17 protein-coding genes are annotated in these 22,494 nt (G+C 41.2%); 11 read left to right on the top strand and 6 right to left on the bottom strand.

Annotated features, from left to right (window positions below):
- Window position 1: 1 nt before the first annotated feature.
- On the bottom strand, window positions 2-1,282 hold the full coding sequence (gene kynU, locus ACTWP7_RS08090) for a kynureninase (RefSeq protein ID WP_443122752.1): 1,281 nt from the start codon (window positions 1,280-1,282) through the stop codon (window positions 2-4).
- 26 nt (window positions 1,283-1,308) lie between these two features.
- Entirely contained in the window at window positions 1,309-3,450 is a 2,142-nt protein-coding gene (recQ, locus tag ACTWP7_RS08085) for a DNA helicase RecQ (RefSeq protein ID WP_443122751.1), read from the bottom strand.
- A gap of 162 nt (window positions 3,451-3,612) precedes the next feature.
- Here recQ and ACTWP7_RS08080 point away from each other — a divergent pair, with 162 nt between their 5' ends.
- The 4 genes from ACTWP7_RS08080 (at window position 3,613) to ACTWP7_RS08065 (ending at window position 7,982) form a co-directional block, all read left to right on the top strand.
- Window positions 3,613-4,548 carry an NADP-dependent oxidoreductase gene (locus ACTWP7_RS08080; protein WP_443122750.1) on the top strand — a complete coding sequence of 312 codons (936 nt, stop codon included), beginning with the start codon at window positions 3,613-3,615 and terminating at the stop codon, window positions 4,546-4,548.
- Window positions 4,549-4,689: 141 nt separating this feature from the next.
- Window positions 4,690-6,150 (top strand): circularly permuted type 2 ATP-grasp protein, encoded by a 1,461-nt coding sequence (locus ACTWP7_RS08075; protein ID WP_443122749.1) that lies wholly within the window; start codon window positions 4,690-4,692, stop codon window positions 6,148-6,150.
- Window positions 6,143-7,105 carry an alpha-E domain-containing protein gene (locus ACTWP7_RS08070; protein WP_443122748.1) on the top strand — a complete coding sequence of 321 codons (963 nt, stop codon included), beginning with the start codon at window positions 6,143-6,145 and terminating at the stop codon, window positions 7,103-7,105. The genes ACTWP7_RS08075 and ACTWP7_RS08070 overlap by 8 nt, the downstream gene beginning before the upstream one ends.
- A gap of 25 nt (window positions 7,106-7,130) precedes the next feature.
- Window positions 7,131-7,982 (top strand): transglutaminase family protein, encoded by an 852-nt coding sequence (locus ACTWP7_RS08065; protein WP_443122747.1) that lies wholly within the window; start codon window positions 7,131-7,133, stop codon window positions 7,980-7,982.
- 47 nt (window positions 7,983-8,029) lie between these two features.
- Here the strand turns inward: ACTWP7_RS08065 and brnQ are convergent, their stop codons facing one another.
- Complete coding sequence (brnQ, locus tag ACTWP7_RS08060) at window positions 8,030-9,346, bottom strand: branched-chain amino acid transport system II carrier protein (protein ID WP_443122746.1); 1,317 nt, start codon at window positions 9,344-9,346, stop codon at window positions 8,030-8,032.
- A 954-nt stretch (window positions 9,347-10,300) separates the two neighbouring features.
- Between brnQ and ACTWP7_RS08055 the strand changes: the two genes are divergently transcribed.
- Entirely contained in the window at window positions 10,301-12,166 is a 1,866-nt protein-coding gene (locus ACTWP7_RS08055; RefSeq protein ID WP_443122745.1) for a cation:proton antiporter, read from the top strand.
- A 69-nt stretch (window positions 12,167-12,235) separates the two neighbouring features.
- Here the strand turns inward: ACTWP7_RS08055 and ACTWP7_RS08050 are convergent, their stop codons facing one another.
- Window positions 12,236-12,418, bottom strand: coding sequence for an SE1832 family protein (locus tag ACTWP7_RS08050; protein WP_443122744.1), 183 nt, complete (start codon window positions 12,416-12,418; stop codon window positions 12,236-12,238).
- Between the two features lie 121 nt (window positions 12,419-12,539).
- On the opposite strand from ACTWP7_RS08050, the gene ACTWP7_RS08045 reads away from it, so the two are divergent.
- The 4 genes from ACTWP7_RS08045 (at window position 12,540) to ACTWP7_RS08030 (ending at window position 16,574) form a co-directional block, all read left to right on the top strand.
- Window positions 12,540-13,385, top strand: a complete 846-nt coding sequence (locus ACTWP7_RS08045; protein ID WP_443122743.1) for a GNAT family N-acetyltransferase — start codon at window positions 12,540-12,542, stop codon at window positions 13,383-13,385.
- A gap of 226 nt (window positions 13,386-13,611) precedes the next feature.
- Window positions 13,612-14,169 carry a TRAP transporter small permease gene (locus ACTWP7_RS08040; protein ID WP_443122742.1) on the top strand — a complete coding sequence of 186 codons (558 nt, stop codon included), beginning with the start codon at window positions 13,612-13,614 and terminating at the stop codon, window positions 14,167-14,169.
- Between the two features lie 29 nt (window positions 14,170-14,198).
- Window positions 14,199-15,464, top strand: coding sequence for a TRAP transporter large permease (locus ACTWP7_RS08035; protein WP_014644974.1), 1,266 nt, complete (start codon window positions 14,199-14,201; stop codon window positions 15,462-15,464).
- Between the two features lie 60 nt (window positions 15,465-15,524).
- A complete protein-coding gene (locus tag ACTWP7_RS08030; protein ID WP_443122741.1) occupies window positions 15,525-16,574 on the top strand; it encodes a DctP family TRAP transporter solute-binding subunit in 1,050 nt (349 codons plus the stop codon).
- A gap of 50 nt (window positions 16,575-16,624) precedes the next feature.
- On the opposite strand, the gene ACTWP7_RS08025 is transcribed toward ACTWP7_RS08030, so the two are convergent.
- Both ACTWP7_RS08025 and ACTWP7_RS08020 read right to left on the bottom strand, forming a co-directional pair.
- Entirely contained in the window at window positions 16,625-17,845 is a 1,221-nt protein-coding gene (locus tag ACTWP7_RS08025; protein ID WP_443122740.1) for an MFS transporter, read from the bottom strand.
- A 50-nt stretch (window positions 17,846-17,895) separates the two neighbouring features.
- Window positions 17,896-18,969 (bottom strand): AI-2E family transporter, encoded by a 1,074-nt coding sequence (locus tag ACTWP7_RS08020; RefSeq protein WP_443122739.1) that lies wholly within the window; start codon window positions 18,967-18,969, stop codon window positions 17,896-17,898.
- Between the two features lie 1,096 nt (window positions 18,970-20,065).
- Here ACTWP7_RS08020 and pepT point away from each other — a divergent pair.
- Together pepT and ACTWP7_RS08010 are read left to right on the top strand one after the other, a co-directional pair.
- Complete coding sequence (pepT, locus tag ACTWP7_RS08015) at window positions 20,066-21,292, top strand: peptidase T (RefSeq protein ID WP_443122738.1); 1,227 nt, start codon at window positions 20,066-20,068, stop codon at window positions 21,290-21,292.
- Between the two features lie 311 nt (window positions 21,293-21,603).
- The gene (locus ACTWP7_RS08010; protein WP_443122737.1) at window positions 21,604-22,374 is read left to right on the top strand and encodes a TerC family protein; all 771 of its coding nucleotides are present in this window, start codon (window positions 21,604-21,606) and stop codon (window positions 22,372-22,374) included.
- Window positions 22,375-22,494 lie beyond the last annotated feature (120 nt).

Raw genomic sequence — 22,494 nt, 5'->3', positions numbered from 1 at the left:
CTTAAGCAATTATATCTCGTTCATTTTTGTACTTCTTATAGGTTTCGTTAACCATAATTTCCTTTAAGATCATCATTACTTCATAGACCTCTTTATAAGTAGTATAAAGTGCTACAGGAGCAAGCCGAATCACATCCGGAGCCCTGAAGTCGGGGACGACATTCTCTTTTTTAAGAGCTTTGCAAATGCTTGCTGCTTCTGAATGTACAAGGCTAATGTGTCCTCCGCGGCGCTCATCCTCCAATGGGGTGATGATCTGAAAGCCTAATCCGTCGAGCTCCTGATAAACCAGGTCAAGCATTAACCGGGTCATTTGCAGCGATTTGCAGCGTACATTCTTGATGTCGGCCTCTTGAAAGAGATCTAAGGAACCTAGAAGAGGAGCGGAACTCAAAATGTGCGGCGTCCCCATTTGGTAGGCACCTGCTGTTTCAGCATGGGTTAAGTCATGCGCCATGTCAAACTGCTTGTCTTTCTTTGAGCTGAACCACCCGGCAAGGCCGGGTTTACTTCCCAGGTGCTTTTCATTTACATACAAACCTCCAACACCACCCGGCCCGCTGTTCAAATATTTATAGGTGCACCAGACAGCAAAGTCAACGCCCCAATCATCAAGATTATGGGGAAGAGCACCTATAGAGTGGGCTAAATCAAAGCCTACAATAATTCCTTGCTCATGGGCTGCCTTTGTAATCTTTTCAATATCCAGAAGCTGCCCGCTGCGATAAAGAACGGAAGGGAGGAGAAGGAGAGCAATATCGCTTCTCATTTCCTTGATAATATCCTCTTCTGACAACGTAGCCCCATTATCACTCTTTACTTGAATGAGATGTTCATCTGGATCCATCCCGTGGAGTTCCAGTTGACTTTTTAAAGCATAGATATCAGATGGAAAATTCAGTTCGTCAGCCAGAATTTTCGTTCGCTGTCCTTCTGGACGGTAGAATGTAGACAGCAGTTGGTGAAGGTTGGAGGTTATAGAACCAGTGCTGATGACCTCTTCAGGCTTTGCCCCCAGCAGTGGAGCAGTTTTAGCACCTAATTTTTCTGACATATAAAACCAGGGTTCTTTTCCATCTGTCCATCCTCCAATCGCATAGGTCTTCCAATCTTCAAGAGAAGAAACTAATGCTTGCTCTGCTCTTTTTGAGAGCAAACCTAAGGAATTACCATCCATATAGAAGCGATTATCATCTGTGTAGAATTCCTTTTTAAAGTTATGAAGGACATCTTTTTGATCGAGCTTTGCTGCCGTCTCTAATGTTATTTTAGGTTTTGTCATACTATCCCTCCGTGGAATAAAATGAATTACTTCATAAGTTCATGCTTGCTCAGTACCGCTTTAATCATGGAATACGTATAATCTTCGGGCAAAGCCTCTTTCAATGGCTTTAATTTTCTTTCTTCCATTTCTTCAAGTTTTTGAAGAATGTTCTTCTCTTGCTCTTCGTTAAACCAGCGATCCCAATTCAGATCCAGCCCCTCATGAGCACTTCGGAACAAGTGGTTTTCTATCGTCTGCGAACTTAAACCGCGTTCTTTTGCAATTTCTCCGATTTCTTTGCTCTCGTCTTTCCACATCTCAAATGTAACCTGATAACTTGGTCGTTCATCATTCGCTTCTTTTTTTCTAATGGAGACAGAAGAGCTTTTGTCAGGAACGGGCTTAGCATCCGTTTCCCTTGCCCATGGGCGAATGGTCTCCAAAAACGTTTCTCCGTATTGCTCAAACTTTCGTTCTCCGACTCCCTTAATAGCTAACATCTCGTTTTTATTTTCAGGCAAATAAATGGTAAATTCTTTAAGTGTCGCATCAGAAAATATAACATATGGTGGAAGTCCAGCTTCATCTGCAATTGATTTCCTAATTTGCCGCAGCTCTTCAAAATAGTCTGCATTGTAGTTGCTTTCGTGTTTAGCAGTAGTGGACTCCACGAGCATTTCCACTGGTTGATCCCCTTTAAGGACAGCGACGGATTCATCTGTCAGCTGTAGAGCAGGATAACGACCTTGTCCAGGAGTGAGATATCCTTCTGCCGTCAGAAAATGAATAAAGCGTGTCAGTTCTTTCTCCGTATAGCTGGACATAATGCCATATGTGGAGAGGGTGTTAAACTTGAACTGCTTTACTTTCTGATCGGAAGACCCTTTCAGTACTTTAGCAGTTAAACCTGCACCAAAGCGTTCTCCCATTCTTTTAACGCAGGATAAAACCATTTGGGCTTCAAGGGTCATGTCCTGAACTTCACCTACGAGTGTACAGTTCGAACATTTACCACAAGGTTCTGAAGAAAATGGGTCTTCGAAATAATCCAGAATATACTGCTGCAGACAAGTATGGGTATGACAATAGTTAATCATAGCCTGAAGCTTGGCATATTCCTCTTTCTTTTTTTCTTCTGAAGGGGACTGGTCAATTAAAAAACGCTGGAGATTAATATCCTGACTGGAAAATAAAAGAGCACAGTCACCAGGTTCACCGTCCCGTCCCGCACGTCCAGCTTCCTGGTAATAGGATTCGATATTCATAGGCATTGAATAATGGATCACATACCGCACGTTGGATTTATCAATCCCCATACCGAAAGCGTTGGTTGCAATAATTGTAGTGATTTCATCCTGGACAAAATCCACTTGAGCTTGCTTCCTCTGGTTTTCTGTCATTCCTGCATGATATTTTCCGGCTGAGAAACCTTTTTTGGATAAGTAGTGCTGTAAACTGTCCGCATCTTTTCTAGTAGCGGTGTAGATAATGCCGGATTCATTAGGGCGGGTTTTTAAATATTCTTCTACAAAATCCCTCTTATCCCGGCCTTTTATAATGCGGAATGATAAGTTATCCCTCGCAAACCCCGTATTAACGATTGATTCATCCGGTACATCAATCAGCTGTTTAATATCCCGGATTACCTCTTGGGTAGCCGTAGCGGTGAGCGCCATTAAAACAGGTAAATTAGTGATCTGGTACAGGGTGGGTACGATGGAACGATAACTGGGTCTGAAATCATGTCCCCACTGAGAAATACAGTGGGCTTCATCAAAGGCAATGAGAGATAAGGGAATACTCTGAATCGTTGACAAAAACTGTGGGGAATCAAATCGTTCAGGAGCTACATAAACAAACTTGTAACGCCCTTGTCTTAAATCTTGAAGACGCTGCCTCTGCTCACCTGCTGAAAGAGAGCTATTAATATAAGTTGCGGCAATTCCATAGGAATTCAGAGCATCAACCTGATCTTTCATTAAGGAAATAAGCGGGGAGATAATAATAGCTGTGCCCTCAAGACTTAAGCCCGGAATTTGATAGCATAACGATTTACCTCCGCCTGTCGGCATGACAGCCAATGTATTACGGTCGTGGAGTACATGACTGATCGCTTCTTTCTGACCTTTCCGAAAAGAAGAATAGCCATAGTATTTTTGTAAAATTTCCTCAGCCTGCTGCATCATTGTGATCATCCTTTTATGTGAAAAAAATAGAGAGGTTTAAATTCTATGAAAATTGTGTGTTTATGAGTACTGGAACCCTTCCTCATCTTATCACGTTTTACAATTTATTATAGGGGAAAACAGAGGGGTGTGTAACCCTTCATAAATAAGGAGTGTAACTTAATGAAAGCTATTGTAATTGAACAATATGGCGGTAAAGATCAATTAATAGAGAAACAAGTCGATACCCCTGAACCGGAAGCGGGTCAGGTTTTAGTGGAAATGAAAGCAACTTCAATTAACCCGATCGATTGGAAAGTAAGAGAGGGTTATTTGAAAGAGATGCTGGATTTTGATTTTCCAATTATTCTAGGCTGGGATGCAGCCGGTGTAATTAAGGAAGTCGGTCAAGGTGTCGATCAGTTTAAAGTAGGGGAACGAGTTTTTGCACGTCCAGCTACTACGCGATTAGGCACTTATGCTGAGTACGCGGTAATTGATGAAGAACAACTTGCCCGCATTCCTGAGAATATCCCTTTTGAGGAAGCGGCAGCAGTGCCTCTTGCCGGTATGACAGCCTGGCAGTGTCTCGTGGACTTTGCCGAGATTGAAGAAGGGGACTGGGTTCTTATACATGCAGGTTCCGGTGGTGTAGGCCATTACGCTATCCAGCTTGCTAAGCAAATGGGTGCTTATGTAGCGACAACGGCCAGTGGCAAAAATCAGGCCTGGGTAGAAGAACTTGGTGTCGATCGTTTTATTAACTACAAACAAGAAGATTTTTCTGAGGTGCTCAGTGAAATAGACATCGTACTGGACACGTTAGGAGGAGAAAATCAGGAGAAAAGCTTCAGTATTCTGAAAGAAGGCGGACGTTTAGCATCAATTGTTCAGCCCCCAGATGAAGAAAAAGCCAAGCAGCACGGAGTTAAAGCAGGATTTGTCTGGCTGGAACCAAACGGTGAGCGCCTTTCTAAACTGGCAGAAATGATGGAAGAAGGCCAGTTAACCTCGGTCATAGGAAATCGATATAAGCTTAGTGAAGAAGGAATTCGAAAAGCACACGAGGCCAGTGAAAGTCATCACGCTAAAGGAAAAATAGTCATTTCTATGGAATAGTTTCAGCCGTATAGGCCGTTTCTCTCTATCTATTATGATAGAGGGAGGCGGTTTTTTGTTTAAATTTTCTTACAATTTTTGTGTAGTTGCGGTAAACTTAGGGTAAGTAGTAAACATATCGTCAGAATGGGGGAGAGGTTTTTGCTAAATCATTATAAGACTGGAGCATTTTATGACGAAATGATGGAGGATAATGGGAATCCTAAACGTCATTATAGATCCTTTTACCAGTTAATGGAGAATTTTTCTGAGAAGGAGCTACGTGAGAAACATGAAACGGCTCAGTTAAACTTCTTGAGACAAGGTATTACATTTACCGTTTATAATCATACAGGAGGTACGGAACGAACGATGCCGTTCGATTTTGTGCCTATTATTATTCCTGAGCCTCAATGGAATAAGGTAGAAGAAGGAATGAAGCAGCGAATAAAGGCCCTCAATCTGTTTTTGGAAGATATTTATCACGATCAAAAAATTATAGAAGCTGGGATAATACCTAGAGATCTAATTGAAAATAATCCTTATTATTACAATAAACAAATCGGGGGAGTGAACGTCCCTTTAAATAATCACGTGTTTCTTGCAGGTGTGGACTTGATCAAAGATGAAAACGGTGATTATCGAGTTTTAGAGGATAACCTGCGAAATCCTTCCGGGATGTCCTATGTCTTTCAAAATCGCTATGTTATGAGACAAGTGTACCCGGAATTATTCTTTGAACATTCAATTGAAACCCTTGAACATCAGGTTTCTGAACTTCACAAAGCAGTTATAAGCCACACCCCGCCAAATGCAGAGCCCCATTCTACCCCTACGGCAGTATTACTGACCCCGGGAATTTATAACTCAGCCTATTATGATCACGTATTTTTGGCGCAGCAAATGGGTATTGAGCTTGTAGAAGGAAGAGATTTAATTGTAAAAGATGACGTTGTTTATATGAAGACCATACGAGGCTTAAAGAGAGTAGATATTATTTACAGACGCATTGATGATGATTTCCTTGATCCCGAGGCGTTTCGCCCGGATTCAGCTTTAGGGGTCTCCGGTTTACTTAGGGCTTATAAAAAAGGAAATGTTTCGATCCTGAATGGAATAGGGAATGGCGTCGCGGATGATAAGGCTATTTATGTCTATGTTCCTGATATGATCCGTTTTTACTTAGACGAAGAACCTATTATTCCTAATGTAGAAACATACTTTCTAAGTGACCCTGAAAAACTAGAATATGTTCTTGAAAACATTGATCAATTAGTTATAAAAAATGTAGGAGCTTCGGGCGGGTATGATATGTTAATTGGTCCGCAATCAGAACCGGAAGAACAAAATGAATTTAGAAGAAAAATTATTGAAACTCCCCATCAATATATAGCACAGCCGACGATCAAACTCTCAAGGGCTCCTGCTTATCAGGAAGGGCGTTTTTATCCTTGTCATGTAGATTTGCGCGTGTTTGTAATGACTGGTGATTACACTCATGTCATTCCTGGTGGTTTATCAAGAGTAGCTCTTAAAGAGGGGTCGTTAGTCGTGAACTCTTCACAGGGCGGCGGAGGAAAAGACACTTGGATTTTGTCGGAAGGAGGAGAAACTCATGCTTAGTCGTGTAGCAGACTCCTTATATTGGATGGCTCGTAATATTGAAAGGGCGGAAAACAACTCCAGAGTACTTAGTGTACAGCTGATCCACATGCTGGAAGCCTCTGATCAAGAGATTATGGATCGTGATTGGGGCGAAGTTCTGGATATTTGTGCTGCAAAGCTTGATTATATGGATCGTTACGAACGTATTGACCGGGAAACTATTATTCAGTATTTGACCATTAGTCCAGTCAATTTAAATTCCCTCATGAACAGCATGAATTATGCGAGGGAAAATGCGAGGGCTACGAGGGATATCATCCCTGACGATTTATGGGAGGTTCTCAATGAATTTCATTTAGCCCAGAAAGATTGGCAGGAGCTGCCAAATACAAGACAGCATACTCAGGAGTACCTGAAAAAGGTAAAAACCACTTCAATGACGGCACAAGGAATTATTGAATCAACAATGAGCCGGGGAATTCCTTATACGTTCATAAAAGTCGGAAAATGGATTGAGCGGGCTGATAAAACAGCACGTGTCTTAAATGTCATCTGTGAAAAAAACAGGAAAGAGGCAAGCTATGGAACGAATAATTATTATTATTGGCTAACAGCTCTTCAATTCCTGCATGGATATGATGCTTACATTAAAGAACATCCGCCTACAATGGAGTCGAGAAACGTACTTGACTTTATGATTAAGGAAAGATCGTTTCCAAGATCCATTCGCTATTGCATGGATCACGTGATGGAAGCCGTTCAACGTCTTGAAGGGGGGAAGATTTCTCATTATTCAAAAGATCTCTTTCACATGCTTGAAACCATTCAAGAAGAAATAAAAGAAACTGATATTGAACATATGGATATGGAGGAACTGATGAGTTTTCTGGATCATTTTCAGGATCGTTGTCTTACTGTCAGCCGGATGTTCTCTGAAACATATTATCTGATTGAGCCCGTACACGTGAGATAGGTAAGAATTAGCAGGAGGAAAGTTTATGAAGTATGAAATTGAACATATTAACACGTTCTATTATGAGAATTTTGTAGATCAAAGTATGAATCATATCCGGTTAAAACCCACAACGGATGAATGTCAGCGACTATCCACTTATCGTTCAGAAGTGATTCCAAATTCGGTGATGAAGGAACATATCGATTATTGGGGAAATAATGTAGAAACCTTCTTTATTCCGGAAAAGCATCAGCATTTGACTGTCAAAACCCAGTCGACTGTCAGTATTCAAAAGAGTCCTCTCATTAAGATGATACACTTCTCTGATGAGATGCGCACTATTTTTCATTCCGATTTATTTCGCAGTCATTACCTTGCTTTCTTGAATGAAACACCTTACACGTTTATGTATAAAGAACAAATCAAGGAAATCGAAGATGCTGTTGGAGATTCTTCCGATCCGATCCAATTCTCCCTTGATCTTATGGCCTTTATTCATCAATCCATTGTTTATGATGGCACAGTAACTCAAGTGAATACCAAAGCATATGAATCTTGGCCTTTAAAGGCAGGGGTATGCCAGGATTATGCGCACGTTATGATCGCTGTACTAAGAGACAAAGGAATCCCGGCTCGTTACGTAAGTGGATATTTGTATGTGGGTGAAGGCTCAGCCTTAATTGGAGATGCAGCTACTCACGCTTGGGTAGAAGTTATGATACCGGGAATCGGCTGGGTAGGCTTAGATCCTACAAATAATGTGGAAGCGCTGGAAGAGCATATTCGCATAGGAAGCGGCCGGGACTATGCAGATGTAAGTCCTCTGCAAGGTGTCTATCGTGGAGGCGGCCAAAACCTTGATGTAAAAGTCAGTGTCACACTGGTTGATCAATAAAAGCACAAAAATCACCCTTCTATAATAAAGAAGGGTGATTTTTATCATTAGTTTTGATAGTTTTTAGAAGGTAAAGGGTCTCGTTTAGCATAGTGAACCAGTCCCCCAATTGCACCTCCAATAAGCGCTGGAAGAACCCAACTTAAGTTAAGCTCTGAAAGAGGAAGGTTCTGGACCAAAGGCTTAAAAGCAGAAACATCAGCACCAAAAGCGGCAAGCCCATCGTAAAGGCTAATAAATGAAGTAAATATAATAGCCCCTCTGTACACATAGGTGGAGTGATTAAAGAACCCTCCTGCGAAAGTTAAAGCTACAAGCACAATCGTAATAGGATATACAAATACAAGAACCGGTACTGAGTAAGAAATGATTTGACTAAGCCCGATGTTGGAAATACCAAAGCTGATCAATGTCACAATAAGGGTTATCTGCTTATAAGATAACGCCGCTATACGTTTAGAGAAAAATTGACCGCAGGCAACGGTAAGCCCTACGCAGGTTGTAAAGCAGGCAAGGCTTACAATGACACCAAGTAGAATCGTGCCAGCGGATCCATACATGATTTCGGCTGCCCCCGATAATATGGCACTTCCATTGTCATATGTTCCTTCTGTAGCCATTTTTGTACCAATCCATCCGATTCCTACATATACACTAGCAAGACCGAGAGCCGTAACTAACCCAGCCTTTAACGTGCGCATAGTCAGTTCTTTCTGGTCTGTTACCCCGCGATCGCGGAAAGATGTTACCACGATAAGACCAAATGCAAGTGAGGCAATAGCATCCATAGTTAAATATCCTTCAACAAAACCTGAGAAAAACGGCTGGGATGAATACTTTTCTCCAGCAGGCTGAACCGATCCGTCCAATAAGAAGAAGCTCCCTACAACCAATCCTAAAATGGCTAGAAACAAAGCTGGAGTTAAGATTTGTCCTATTCGATCAACAAGCTTAGAGGGATTTAGACTGACTAAATACACAATAGCAAAGAATAGAATAGAGAATATCAGTAGCATGAAAGAGCCACCGCTCACAAATGGGACCACTCCAGTCTCAAAAGCAACGTTCGCAGCTCGAGGAATGGCAAAGAAAGGGCCGATTACTAAATATACCATGGAGGTGAACAATAGGCCGAATAAAGGGTGGACCCTTCCTGCAAGTTCAGTAGCGCCATTTCTAAAATATGAAATGGCTGCAACCGTTATAATAGGCAAGCCTACTCCCGTAAGTACAAAGCCTGCTATAGCCGGAAGATAGGAAGTGCCTGCTTCAATGCCCAGGGATATAGGGTATATAAGATTACCGGCGCCAAAAAATAAGGCAAACAGGGTAAAGCCAATGAATACTGTATCTCTAGCTCTCATAAATATGGTCCTCCTAAGATGTCTGTTCTATATTGTGCGTAAAAAAGACCTTCCTAACCAAGAATGAGCGCCTGAGATCATACTAAGGTATAGGAAGATCAAATAATCGAATTCTTATACAACGCCGTAATACTATCAATGTCAAAAAATTATGTCAATACTTTTAATTTAAATAACGATGCTGCTAAATATTGGTGTAATTTTATAAGAGGTTTATTAAACTAACGGACCGGTTAGTTGAAGACTCAGTTTCGAGATATTGGTTTGACGTGAAGGTCCTACGGGGGACGATTTCGCTTTCCGTGGGCATGTGGTAAGCTTCCTCGGGCTTCGCCTTCCGGGATCTTACCGATCATGTTCATCCCACAGGAGTCTTCATCGTCCCCCTTCAGACCTTGCCAAATCAGAAGCTCGAAACCATTTCAAACATCACCTGCTTGATGATGAATTAGACCATGCGTAATTTTGTAGCTTTTTAGGGAGCAACGATACGCAATAGCCTGTTATAAAAGGATTTAATGCAGATTAAGGAGAAGAACTTTCCTCTTCTGGAAGAGTCCGTTCGCAACATTATAGTGGGGTTGGTGGGGAAATGGCGAGACTCCCATGGGAGAAGGAACTAGGTGAGATCCCGCAGGGAGTGAAACGAGCGAGGAAGCTCACCGTTCCCCCATAGGAAAGCGAGTTATTTCCCAACCAGCCCTTCTCCCAAATATCGTAACGGACCCCAACTATCTCGAAACTGAGTCTTCAAAAAATGGAGCTAAACTGTAAAATCAACACCAGGAGTAAGCAGGTCTAAATAATAAACAGTAGGTTTTCTAATGAAAGATTGTGTTTATCGTGCAGAGTTCTAAAAGGCCAATTTAGTTTACAGAACTAAGATCTGGATATAGAATATGGCTATATCATAACGCGATGTGTATAAACATACTGGAGATGAGGGACACGTTAATGATTGATTCACTATTGTTACAATTTATGTTAATCGGAAGTCTTGGGGTTGGATCACAGTGGATAGCCTGGCGTTTTCGTCTACCGGCAATCGTGGTGATGTCGATCGTAGGTCTCTTAGTAGGACCGGTCTTCGGTTTAATGAATCCAGAGCAGGACTTTGGAGAACTATTTAAACCCATTATTTCTTTAGCTGTTGCCGTCATACTATTTGAAGGCAGCTTAAATTTAGATATGAAAGAAGTACGAGGACTCGGACGGCCTGTTTTTCGTATTGTTACGTTTGGAGCTTTTATAAGCTGGATTCTGGGCGCACTGGCTGCTCACTACGTCGCCGGGCTTTCATGGGCAGTGGCTTTTGTGATTGGCGGACTGTTTATTGTTACGGGTCCAACTGTTATTCTTCCTTTATTAAGGCAGGCTAAATTAAAGCCCAGACCTGCTAAGATACTGAAGTGGGAAGGTATTATAGTCGATCCAATTGGAGCGCTGCTAGCTGTTTTTGCCTTTGAAATTATCGAGTTTATTATGGGAACAAACGTCAACCCTTCTGAACTTCTTCTATTCTTTTTGGCTTCCCTATTTGCTGTGATTTTAGGTTGGGCATGCGGCAAGGGAGTAGGTTGGATGTTTGAAACCGGATATGTACCAGAGTTTTTAAAGTCACCTGTGGTCTTTACCGTTGTCATTGCTTGTTTTACCATCGCTGATGAAATCACTCATGAAACAGGTCTTCTCTCTGTCACAGCAATGGGAATGACATTGGCTAATATGCATATTTCGTCTATAGCGGATATGAGGCACTTTAAAGAAAATATTTCCTTGCTGCTGATCTCAACGATATTCGTGATGTTGACAGCTTCTCTGACTCAGGAGACTTTAGTTGAAATCTTTAATGTGCAAATTATTGGTTTTGTTTTACTCATGCTGTTTATTGTTCGTCCTTTATCCATCTTTCTGTCCACCATGGGGACCGATCTATCGAAATCAGAAAAATTACTCGTTGGCTGGATAGCTCCGCGAGGCATAGTTGCTTTAACTGTAGCCAGTTACTTCGCGAGTATCCTTTTGGAATCTGGTTTTGAGGATGCTTCAATACTCATTTCCCTTACATTTGCCCTTGTATTTACTACGGTTGTAGCACATGGGTTTACGATTGGATGGCTCTCTAAGAAGCTGGGGCTCTCCATGGAAGGACCGCCTGGAGTGCTTATTTCCGGAGGAAGTCAATTTGCAACAGGCTTGGCTAAGACACTGGAGGATTTGAAAGTTCCCGTTCTTATTGCAGACTCCTCCTGGGAACGATTGTCGCGTACCAGAGCCGCAGGGATAAAATCATATCATGGAGAAATTTTATCGGAACAAACGGAGTACTATCTGGATATGACACCATATGAGTACCTTATAGCTGCAACGGAACTGGATTCCTATAATGCGCTTGTATGTACCACATTTGTTCCGGAGTTCGGTCGAAATAATCTGTATCAGCTGAGCTTGAGTGATCGTGAAGGGGATAACCTGGAAAATCTTGTTCATACAATTGGGGGAAGAGTTCTTTTTAAAGAAGGAGCCTCCTGGGAGGAATTGAACATCATGGTTGAAAGTGGTTATGTATTCCGGAAAACAAATATAACGGAACAGTATAAATATGAAAATTACTTGAATAATATCGATAGCGAAGCGGTTATCCTGTTTATTAAAAAACCTTCAGGGAAGATTGAATTCTTTAGTCCAGAGGTGGAAAATAGGGCTGAAAATGGAGATGTAGTTGTGGCATTAACTCCTCCTAGTAAAGAATTTGAAAAAATACAAGAGAAACTTGAAGAACAGAGAAAAGAAAATGGAAATAAAAAGCAGAAAAAATAAGAGAAAGGACCGCTGTTTGAGCGGTCCTTTCTCTTATTTTACCATCCTATGCGGTAAGTTCTATTTAGTTTAAGCGTCAGCTTCAACCAGCTGCCCCTTCAAATCCTTCAACTCTTTTTCCATACGTTCTAATTGAGCTTCAGCATTTTCCACATTAGCTCCGTTCGCTTCCAGCTTGTCTAAATCTCCTTGGATTCTTATATAATCAGCTTTTAAAAAGGCGATTTGATCTTGAATTTCCTTCTTATTCATGTATTCTCTCTCCTTTCTTCTATTGTAGAAGACTTCTCAAGAAAGTATAATAGTATTAATTTTCTAATTTGTCTAATTTTATCATACAGAAGCAAAAATATAGCAGAAGGCGGGGAGCAAAATGAAAATCTTTCAGGAACAGAATATAGAGGCATTTACGTTATCTATTCAAGACCTTCTCCTACAAAGAGAAGCTGAAAATAACCTGCCGCTAGGAATTTTAAGGCGGATACAGGAATCATCTTCAAATAAAGATTCTTTGTTAATTAAAATTGAAGAAGAAGGGCGTCCAGTATTTATGACGATGAGAACTCCGCCCCATCTTTGGATTTTACCGTCCATTCCAGCCGTTACTTCCAGCCATATTAAGAGTTTAGCTCGTTACTTGTTTGAAAATCAATACGAAGTACCCGGAATTCTTGGGGAAGGGGAAGCGGTTCAGCATTTTATTGATGAGTGGGTCAACATCACTGGGAAAAATCCTATCATACATATGCGCCAGGGAATCTACCGTTTGAATAAATTGCAGCCCATTCATATGAAGGAGGGGGAACTAATCGAAGCTAAGGAGTCTGACTTTGGTCTCGTTAAGAAATGGTTAACGTGGTTCGGAGAAGAAACCAATGAAGGGACGATAAAAGAGCGAACTGCTGAAATTGCAGAGGAAATGATTCGCACGCGGCGAATGCACCTTTGGATAGTTAATGGAGAGGCTGTCTCTATGGTTGCCAGAGCTCGCGTGACCCCCAATGGGGCTACAATTAATGCCGTATTTACACCCGATGAATTTAAAAGAAGAGGATATGCAACGCAGGCTGTATGGACACTTACAAAGAAGTTATTGGACCAGGGGTACGAGTTTTGTTCACTATATACGGACCTTGATAACCATTCATCAAACTCCATTTATAAAAAAATTGGTTATGAATGGATAGGTAATTCAATTGTATATCACTTTATTGACTAGTAAATGGAAATAAAAAGGCTAAATTTGGAGAAAATACTATCTATAGAAAGCAATAAAGATGATATACAAGAAATTTGATTACAAATTCATTACATTATTAAATTTGAACAAAATATACAAAAAAATCTGTATAAATTAATTTGAGTGTTCTCCATATGTTCGGTATGATGTTTAGTAAGTGAGCTTCAAAAACCTCACTTATCGCCAATTTAGGAGGCTAAATGAGTTGAATCCATTAAAGATCGTCGACAAATTTATACTTAAAGTTGAAGAATTCATTCTCAGTTATGCGATCATTATCATTGCCTTAATGGTAGTAGGCAAGGCTTTAAGCCGAGCGATCTTCACTTACACCCCACCTTTTGCAGATGAGGTTAGTCAAATCGCGATTGTAGTTGCTACATTTATGGGGATCAGTTATGCGGCCCGGAAAGGAAGACATATCAGCATGTCTGCCTTCTATGATCTAGCTCCTTTTAAGGTCAGAAAAATTCTAGCCATATTTATACCGCTGGTTACAGCGATTGTATTATTTGTACTTACTTATTTTTCAGCTCTTTATGTTTACGATGTATATGAGTCAGGCAGGGTTACTTCAGCGCTTCAAATGCCCTCTTACTTTTTATACATTTTCATTCCGATCGGTTTCTTGCTCGGCGGAATACAATTCCTTAGAAATATGTGGGTGAATATTAAGCACCGTGATGAGATTTATCTTGGAACAGATGCTAAAGACTACAATGATCAGGATAAACACGAAATCCATGAAGGCACACACTTATAAAAAAATACAACAGAAGAAAGGATAAAGATATGGTTGCCACACTACTAACGATTATGGTGGTCCTTTTATTATTGAATTTTCCGATGATGATCCCGCTTATGGCGGCTCCATTAATTGTACTGTTCATTTATTTTCCCAACTTGGATCCTATGATTTTAATGCAGCAATTTTCTACAGGAATTGAACCGTATGTCCTTCTAGCGGTTCCACTATTCATTTTTGCGGCGGATATTATGACGACAGGGAAAACGTCAAACCGGCTGCTTGATTTCATTGGCTCATTTATCGGTCATATTCGCGGTGGTTATGCCGTTACAACAGCTGCGGCCTGTACGTTATTCGGTGCTATCTCGGGATCAACACAGGCTACGGTCGTAGCGATTGGTAAACCGATGCGCGAACGTCTTTTGAAAATCGGTTACAAGGATCCAACAGCGATGGCATTAATCATTAATTCCAGTGATGTGGCGTTGCTCGTTCCACCGAGTATTGGCATGATCATCTACGGTCTTGTGTCCGGTACATCTGTAGGTGACTTGTTCATTGCAGGTATTATTCCTGGTATTATCGTATTTTTAAGTTTTTCGATTTACAGTATCATTTACGCCAAGGTAGCTGATATTCCTTTGGCAAATAAAGTTTCCTGGAGCGAACGCTGGCGATTGACCCGTAAGGCTCTCTTGCCGTTAGGGTTTCCGATTATCATTATTGGCGGTATTTATACGGGGCTCTTCAGTCCGACTGAGGCCGCCGGAATGTCAGTTCTTTATGCTTTTGTCTTGGAAGTGCTCATTTACCGTTCCATTCATATTAAAGAATTACCGAAAATTGCCCGATCTACAGGATTGGTTACTTCTGCCGTATTCGTGCTAGTAGCAGGCGGACAGGCATTCACGTGGGTGATCTCTTTCGCCCGCATACCACAGATGATCACAGAAACAGTTCTTGGAACAGAGCCTAGTGCAATTTTTGTATTACTTATGGTCACGGTCTTTTTCTTTATCGGATGTATGTTTGTCGATCCGATTGTTGTGATCCTGGTATTAACTCCAATTTTTTACCCGGCAGCTATGGATGCCGGAATCGATCCTATTCACTTGGGAGTCGTCATTACCTTCCAGGCTGCGTTAGGCTCGGCTACACCACCGTTTGGAGTGGATATATTTACGGCGAGCGCCGTATTTAATAAGCCATATCTGGAAGTGATTAAGGGCACTCCGCCCTATATCATTATGATGGTAGTTATTTCATTTTTACTCATATTCTTCGAGGAGCTTTCCCTTCTACTAATTTAAAAAGAAGAGGGAGTTTATATAAAAAATTGGGAGGTCATTATCATTATTAAAAAGAAACGTATGGTTGGATTAGCCATGATGTTTGTATTAGGTATGTTGTTAGCTGCCTGTGGCGGCAACGGCGATGGCGGAGACAATGCCAGCGGCGGAGAAGGACAGACTTACAATTGGAAGTTCGTTACTGAAGAAGTAGATGGACAAGTTCAATATGAATATGCAGAAGAATTTGCTAAACGCATGAATGAGAAGTCTGATGGGGCTGTAAACATTGAGGTCTATGAATTCGGAGGACTAGGAAGTGAAACCGACCAGGTGGAGCAGTTGCAAAGTGGAACTGTTGAAATGGCGGTTATGTCCCCAGGTTTTACTGGTAATATGGTAAAAGAAGGACAGATCTTTGCTCTGCATTTCTTGTTTCCAGACAGTGTTGAGAAAACACAGCAAATTTTGAACGATAGTGAAGCTTTAAACACAGATCTACGTAAAAAGTATGAAGAACATAGTATTTCACCGTTATCTTTCTGGACAGAAGGTGCGATGCAATGGACATCCAGTAAAGAAATCACAGAGCCAGCGGATTTCGAGAATTTCAAAATGCGTACGCAGACCTCTCCTTTAATTCTTGAGTCTTATAAAGCTTATGGAGCGGAACCTACTCCAATGAGCTGGTCAGAATTATACACCGCGCTTGATCGTGGAACAGTAGAAGGACAAGAGAACCCGATCTTCTTTATTGGAGATGCTTCTTTCCACGAGGTACAAGACTATATGACATTGTCTAATCATAACAACTACGTTGCGATGACGACCGTTAATACCGATTGGTATGAAGGTCTGAATGATGAAATGAAAACCATGGTAGATGAAACTACTCAGGAAATGCAAGAGTGGGTATTTGAAGAACAGAAGGCACAGAACGAAGAATATTTACAAACGATTAAAGAAGATACAGAGAATCCAACAGAGATTGTTGAGTTGACGGATGAGCAGCGTCAAATGTTTAAAGATAAGGCGATGCCTGTACGTGACTACTATCGTAACGAGGTTTCTACGGTAGATGGACAAATCCTGGATAAACTTCAGGAAGAGATTGAAGCAGCTGGAGAATAATTGTTTATAGCCAAAAACCATCATGTCCTGTAAGGACATGATGGTTTTTTTCAATGTATCGGCTCCCACGGATCCGTCTGTTTGCGGTAGTCCATATAAGTAAGGAGGAGCACAAGAATGAACAAGAAGCTTGAAAGCTTAAACAACGTGGCTGTGTCGACAAATTGGTAAATAAAACCAAGGATAAGGGCACTTGACCCTATGCCAAGATCAATACAGGAATAATACATGCCGTTTGCGATGCCGCTTCGTTCTGTGGTGGTCTTAGAAATCACCCAAGCCTGGAGAGCGGGCATCATAGAACCGAATCCAATTCCGAAGATCGCCCCTGCTATAATCAAATGAACATTCGTGCTCGCAAGCGACAGGATCCACATGGCAATAAAGGATAAGACCGAACATACCATGATCAGCTTCCAGGGCCCCTTGCGGTCGAAGTATTTTCCAGTGATCGGTCGGGAAATAGTAGCCAGTACCGCGTTGAAAAAGTAAAATAGGAAGGTTCCAGATAAACCTTGCTCGTTCCCGAAAATAACGAGGTAGGTAACTACCGCTCCGTAGCCGAAAGTATTCAGGAAGGTTACAAGAGCAGGGTAGCGGCTTCTGCTTTCCACTAAAGAACCTACAAAGGAGAAGGGAGGAGGCTGCTTCTGATTTTGGTAGACACTTTCAGGGGTTACAAAGCTGGTCACGGAAAGTAAGATAAGTGCTACAGCTCCTAAGGCCGCCGCAATCCAGACCAGAAGCTGAAAAGTAAAGTTTTGATAAAGGTAAATACCTAAGCTTGGGGCCATGATCATTCCTACCGTAACAGACAAACCAAAATAACCCATTCCCTCACCAACACGTCTTCGGGGAATTAAATCTACGGCTGCTGTTCCGTTAACTGTCGTGGACCACCCCCAGGCCAGACCATGAATAAAACGGATGATTAAAAGGACAACGACTATCTGAGTGATCGGATACAATGTCGTCATAATCAGCAGAGAAATCGAGCCAATAAAAACCAGTTTTTTCCTTGCGCGTGTCATAAGCAGGTGACCAATGAAAGGGCGGATAAGGATAGCTGCAAAGGCAAACATGGTCGTGATTAAACCAATTTGCAGACTGCTGCCGCCTATCGATTCTATGTAAGGTGGTAAATTTGGCAATAGCATTTGAAAACTCATAAATGTAAATAAGTTGCCAAGTATTAAAAATATAAATGGCCAGGTCCATAGCTTGGGGAGCGCCGACTGCATTAAGGTTTCCTCACTTTCTATAGAATTCATAAGAAACCCCCACTTCTTAAATGAACGTGTGGGGGGGAATAGGATTTTTTCTAATCATGTGTTTCTTTTCTTCTCTCCAGCCATTCTTCGTAAAAGTGGGTAGTTATGGCTTTTAAGACAGCGTAGGTAGGGATTGCAAACAATAGGCCAAGAAAACCTGCTAAACTTCCAGCTGCGAGAATTAACGTAATGATGGTTAAGGGGTGAATACTTAAAGCTTTCCCCATAACGTTAGGAGAGACAAAATTTCCTTCCAATTGTTGAGCAATGACCATAATTATTGCTACCCATAAGGCTAAGATTGGTTCTTGAAGAAGTCCTACAAGCATCGCAGGGATGACAGCCAGAAAAGGACCTACAAAAGGAATGACGTTCATAAGCATGGCGAATAAAGAAAGCGTTAGAGAGTAGTCCAGGTCAATAATTAAATAGCCGACTAGTAACAACAGCCCCACTACAATACTTACAGTCATCTGGCCAAGAATAAAAGCATTAAGTGTATGATCAACCGAGTGAGCTAATTTCCCAAAACTTTTAGCTGCACGTTTACTTAGAAATTTTTGAATAAAAGGAACAAACTTATCCCCGTCCTTCAACATAAAAAACAGGAAGAAAGGAATAAGTACAAGGGCAAATACAAATCCAATCAATTGACTGATAACATTAATGATAATTTTGGAAGCATCCTGTAAATAGCTTTGAAGGTTTTCCACGACATTGTTAATTGTACTGTCAAACTGGCTTGGTATGATATCCTGATTTTGCTGCCAGTAACTAATTGTATCCCCGAACATATCAATCATGCCTGGGAGGTTATTGATCAATCTCGTAAATTGCTGCTGAGCAATAGGAGCGATAAATTGAACGATTATAAAACCTAGTAAAATATAAAGTAAGAAGATGATCAGAATAGCAATGAGCCTGTGAACCTTGTATCTTTCAAGGAAATGCAGGACAGGCCGTGAAATATAAAATAAAATTCCTCCGCCGATCAAAGGAAGCGCAATGGCCCCAATATACGTAAATACGGGTTCAAAAAAGAACTGAATTTCATGAAGGAGAAGAATAAGAAGCGAAATTAAGATACCTGCGACAATGGTTTGGAACCAACGTTTATGGATCAAAGACGACACACCTTTATGTAAATTTAAATGCTCTTATGAATATTCGTTACTGGAAGGAGCGATCCCTTCTTAAATAAATGGCTCTATTAAATCATAGTGCTGATATTAACTCTTTCAGATAAGCTCCCTTTAGTTGAAGACTCAGTTTCGAGCTATTATGGAGCGTAAGATCCTCCGGGGGACGATTTCGCTTTCCGGCCCTGCACGACACAGGGTCGTTCGACGTTGCCACACGACGTGGCGTTCTTGTCGAACCTCCTCTTCTGTGGTGAGCTTCCCCGGGCTTAACAGCCCTGCGGGATCTCACCGATCATGTTCATCCGGCTCTTACCCTTCAGGAAGTTGCAAACGTCAATCATGTCCTAAACGACATGTAGTGCTATCCAGCTCCAGCACCTAGCGGCTAGTGAGACTTCCCTCACTTCTGTACGATAAAGGCAACATCGAATCGCTCCGCTCTTCGTGTTTTCTATATCTCCGCCAGCTCAGTCCAGTCCATACGCCGCTGAGCAAGGTGCTTCCGCTTTTAAAATAGGAGTCTACATCGTCCCCCTACGGACCTTGCCTTAATAGCAATTCGAAACCACTCAACACACCGTTTTCTTGGTGAGAAAAAAGCATGGGATAAGGCGTTTATTTTTATACTAGAACGATGTGAAAAGCTTGTCTTAGGAGCATTTAGGACCTATTTAGAAAGAGAGAGTTCTCTCTTCTGAAAGGGTCCGTTCGCCATAATAAGGCTGGGTTGGTGGGGAAATGGCGAGACTCCCATGGGAGAAGGGACTAGGTGAGATCCCGCAGGGAGTGAAACGAGTGAGGAAGCTCACCGTTCCCCCATAGGAAAGCGAGTTATTTCCCCACCAATCCTATACCTTTTAAGTAACGGACCCAATTTATCTCGAATTCGAGTCTTCAACAATCCGGCCCTATAGATGAAGAACGAAATCAACGATAACGTTTATTAAAATCAAACAAAAAAAGAAAGGTTTAGTTAAGGATACCAGAACTAATGGATAATAGTCATACATTTACATCATTTAACCAATTATACTTATAATGGAATAGAGTTTATATAGAATGTCAAAGGAGGATAAAAATGAACGATGAAATTTTAAAACGATTCTGTTCTTATGTAAAGGTAAATACCCAATCAGATGAAAATAGCTCAGAGACGCCATCAACGGAGGGGCAGTGGACCCTGGCCCGTCAATTGGAAGAAGAGCTTGAGGAGATTGGTATGAATGAAGTTTCTATTGATGAGAATGCTTATGTTATGGCGACGCTTCCGGCTAATACAGAGAAAGATGTACCGGTTATCGGTTTTCTTGCTCATATAGATACAGCTGTCGACTTCACAGGGGAAAATGTGCAGCCCCAGGTAGTCGAGTCTTATGATGGAGGAGACATCTCTCTAAACGAAGAAGTGAACCTTTCTCCTTTGGATTTCCCTGAATTAAGCAGCTACAAAGGACAAACATTGATCACCACCGATGGAACGACATTGCTGGGTGCTGACAATAAAGCAGGCATCACTGAAATTATGACCGCATTACATTACTTGATCAGACATCCGGAAATCAAACATGGAAAAATCCGGGTAGCTTTCACACCGGATGAAGAAATTGGCCGTGGACCTCATAAATTTAATATAGATAGATTTGCTGCTTCTTATGCTTATACAGTAGATGGAGGACCACTTGGAGAGCTGCAATTTGAGAGTTTTAATGCGGCAACTGCAAATATTGACTTCTACGGCAATAGTGTACATCCTGGTACCGCAAAAGATAAAATGATCAATGCTGTCAAACTGGCTATTGAGTTTCAAGAGAATCTCCCCAAACAAGAAGCTCCTGAGTACACTGAGAATTATGAAGGGTTCTATCATTTGAATTCTTTTCATGGAGATGTAGAACATGCTTCACTCACTTACTTAGTACGTGACCACGATCAGGATTTATTCAAAAAGAAAAAGGACAGCCTTGGTCATTTAGTAGAGGAGATGAAAGATAAGTATGGGTCAGAGCGTATATCTATAGATATGAGTGATCAATACTATAATATGGGAGACAAAATCACACCTGTTAAACAAATTGTGGATACTGCCTCAGAAGCGATGGATAATCTAGGTATCACACCGTTGATTAAACCTATCCGAGGAGGAACAGATGGTTCCCAGCTGTCGTACATGGGGCTGCCAACACCTAACATCTTTACGGGCGGGCAGAATTTCCACGGCAAGTACGAATATATTTCTCTCGATCATATGGAAAAGGCCGTGAACGTTATTGTTGAAATTGCTCGGCTATTTGAAGAAAAAGCCTGATTTTAATCCATTCTGTCTGTTAATTGAACGTTTGTTTAATGGGGTTAAGGGAATGCTTACTCGTAAAGGAACATGAATTTCCCATTATTTAAAATAATTGTAATTAATGATTGCGATTAGAGCGGTTGGCATGCAGTTTATAAATCAAGGCTGAATGCTAAGTAAAGGGAAAGATGAATAATAAAGTCCTTATTCTGGGACAGATCCCCATATTTACGGGCAACAGTCATTGCTTGCGATACCTTTACCCGCTGAGATGTGGTTTTCACCCATGAGATAGATCATTTTGTATAATGAAGGGGAAGAGAAGCATGGATGCACAGTTGTTACTTGAATATGGATGGGTATTGATCGTATTAGTGGGACTGGAAGGTATTTTAGCTGCAGATAATGCACTGGTTCTAGCTATTATGGTTAAGCACCTTCCTGAGAAAAAGCGTAAAAAAGCCTTATTTTACGGATTATTTGGTGCCTTCTTGCTGCGATTTGGCGCTTTATTCATTATTTCATTTTTGGTAGATATATGGCAGGTTCAAGCACTTGGGGCAGCCTATCTATTATTTATATCAGGGAAGCATTTATGGGATAAATGGCGTTCTAGGGATGAAGATCAACCGGAGGAAGAAGAGCAGGATGAGGAAACCGAAAAAGGCAAAGGTTTTTGGGCGACTGTGTTAAAAGTTGAGTTAGCTGACCTTGCTTTTGCTGTTGATTCTATATTAGCAGCTGTTGCTCTTGCTGTTGTTCTGCCTGAGACAGATCTTCCAGATGTAGGAAGTTTGGATGGTGGTCAGTTCGCTGTCATTCTTACAGGTGGTATGATAGGAATTATAATTATGAGGTTTGCAGCTAATATATTTGTTAATTTGCTTCATTCAAGGCCTGGCTTGGAAGTAGCAGCATTTGTTATCGTAGGCTGGGTGGGTGTGAAATTAGTTGTTACTACCCTTGCGCACCCTCACATTCAGATTATTGATGAACATTTTACTCATTCAGCGCTCTGGAAGATAAGCTTTTATTCTGTTCTGCTCATAATAGCGGCTCTTGGGTGGTTTTTATCACCCCAAAAAAACAATAAATAAGTTTAAAGACCTGTAAGAAAATCTTACAGGTCTTTTTATAAGCTTAGTTAGAGCATGGATCAACAAAATAAATTTGCCTTAAGAAGAGAGTTATATAAGCCTTAAAAGTTTTCCTTATGT

Origin of the sequence: Halobacillus sp. B29 (assembly GCF_052246755.1) — a bacterium.
Taxonomy (GTDB): domain Bacteria; phylum Bacillota; class Bacilli; order Bacillales; family Halobacillaceae; genus Halobacillus; species Halobacillus halophilus.
Note: the sequence above shows the minus strand (reverse complement) of the source record. Positions and strands in the feature narration are given on the sequence as shown.